Origin of the sequence: Prevotella sp. AGR2160, assembly GCF_000424185.1 — a bacterium.
Taxonomy (GTDB): domain Bacteria; phylum Bacteroidota; class Bacteroidia; order Bacteroidales; family Bacteroidaceae; genus Prevotella.
This window is the reverse complement of sequence record NZ_AUJK01000046.1, coordinates 1-1,548: the sequence shown is the minus strand read 5'-3', so window position 1 is coordinate 1,548 and position 1,548 is coordinate 1. Positions and strand designations below refer to the sequence as shown.

Genomic DNA, 1,548 nt, shown 5'->3' with positions numbered 1-1,548 from the left:
TTGTTTTCAGTTATACACTTTTAATCACCATATCTGTATATGATTTTGGCGTTTCATCCGTTTTCACTGTGCAAATATAGTTTAATAAATGCGACGATTGTCTGTTTTTGGGCCAAAAACGACGAATAATTTGTGCAAACGTTTGCGCAGATCTTGTGTTAATCGTTTACTTGATATAGGTCAAGTGCGTTGTTTTCGAACACAGACATTTTTTGGGGTTTTATCGCTCGATTTTGCAAAAGTAATTATCTTCATGAATATATCCTATCATGATGATGAAATATCTATGTTAGAAAATTTTGTAAACATCGTAGATAATTTATTATCTATGTTGTTTACGAGACACAAGTTCCTTCTTTCCCCAGCTCTTTCTCCAGCCGGTCGAGCTCACGGGAGAGATAATCGTGGGTCACTTTGGCATAGATCTGCGTGCTCTTCATACTCTTATGTCCGAGAATCTGACTGACCACAGGCATGGGGACATCATGTGACAGACAGATTGTCGTCGCCATCGTGTGTCGGGCGATATGCCAGGTCACATGCTTCCTGAAGCCACAGACGGCGGTAATTTTCCGCAGCGTGCGGTTGCACGTACTGAGCGACGGCACTGGCAGTAAACGCTTCTGGGAAACATCGTTTGCCTGTCCATCCAACGGCACAAGTGCATAGCGGAGAAGAATCTCACGGGCGACAGGCAGGATCTTCACCGTCTCATAGACATGGGTTTTCTGCCGGCGTACACGGATCCACTGTGCGCCAACGGTCGGACTCTTCACGATCGAAGCCGTGGTAAGCTGCTGCAGGTCTGTATGTGCGAGGCCCGTATAGCAGCAGAACACGAAGAGGTCCCGCACCAACCGATCCCTATCATTCTCCAGGACGCAGTCTCTTAGCGTCTGCAGTTCCTCATCCGTAAGAAAACCACGGTCGCACTCCTCACCTTTGTTGCTGAACTCCGCAGAGGGGTCGTGATCGATCCATCCTTTCTGATAGCCCTTCTTCAGCAAGCGGATGACGGGCATGAGGTAGATCCAGACCGTGTTGACCGCTAGATGACAGTCGCTCTTCAGATAGGCCTGGAAGGCGGACAAGAAGTTGTCTTCCACCTTATTTATATATAGGTCATCCTGATGGTAGTTCAGTTGCACGAACGTTCGAAGATGTTTGCATACCGAAAGATGCTTGCGCAAGGTACTCTCAGCCTTCAGTCCTGCATCAACCTGTTTCCGGTAGTCCTTCAGCCAGTTTTCATAGGTAGCTACGAGCAGATGCTCCTCTTGCTGCGCCACGCCTTCCCCAAGATATTGGTCGATGGCCGTCTCCAAAGCGTTCCTTATGAATTGTTTCAATTCCAATGGATTCATAGTTCTCATTACTTTCTCTAACTTTGTATTAATCAGCATGATACTTAGGCTTTTACCATTGCCCGTTTTTGGCCCAAAAACAGACAAAGGTCGCATTTATTAAACTATATTTGCACAGTGAAAACGGATGAAACGCCAAAATCATATACAGATATGGTGATTAAAAGTGTATAACTGAAAACAA

Annotated in this window: 1 protein-coding gene; it reads right to left on the bottom strand. The window is 45.7% G+C overall.

What is annotated here, in order from left to right; genetic code table 11:
• Nucleotides 1–335: 335 nt before the first annotated feature.
• Nucleotides 336–1,349 (bottom strand): site-specific integrase, encoded by a 1,014-nt coding sequence (locus G604_RS14540; RefSeq protein ID WP_196801145.1) that lies wholly within the window; start codon nucleotides 1,347–1,349, stop codon nucleotides 336–338.
• Nucleotides 1,350–1,548: the final 199 nt, after the last annotated feature.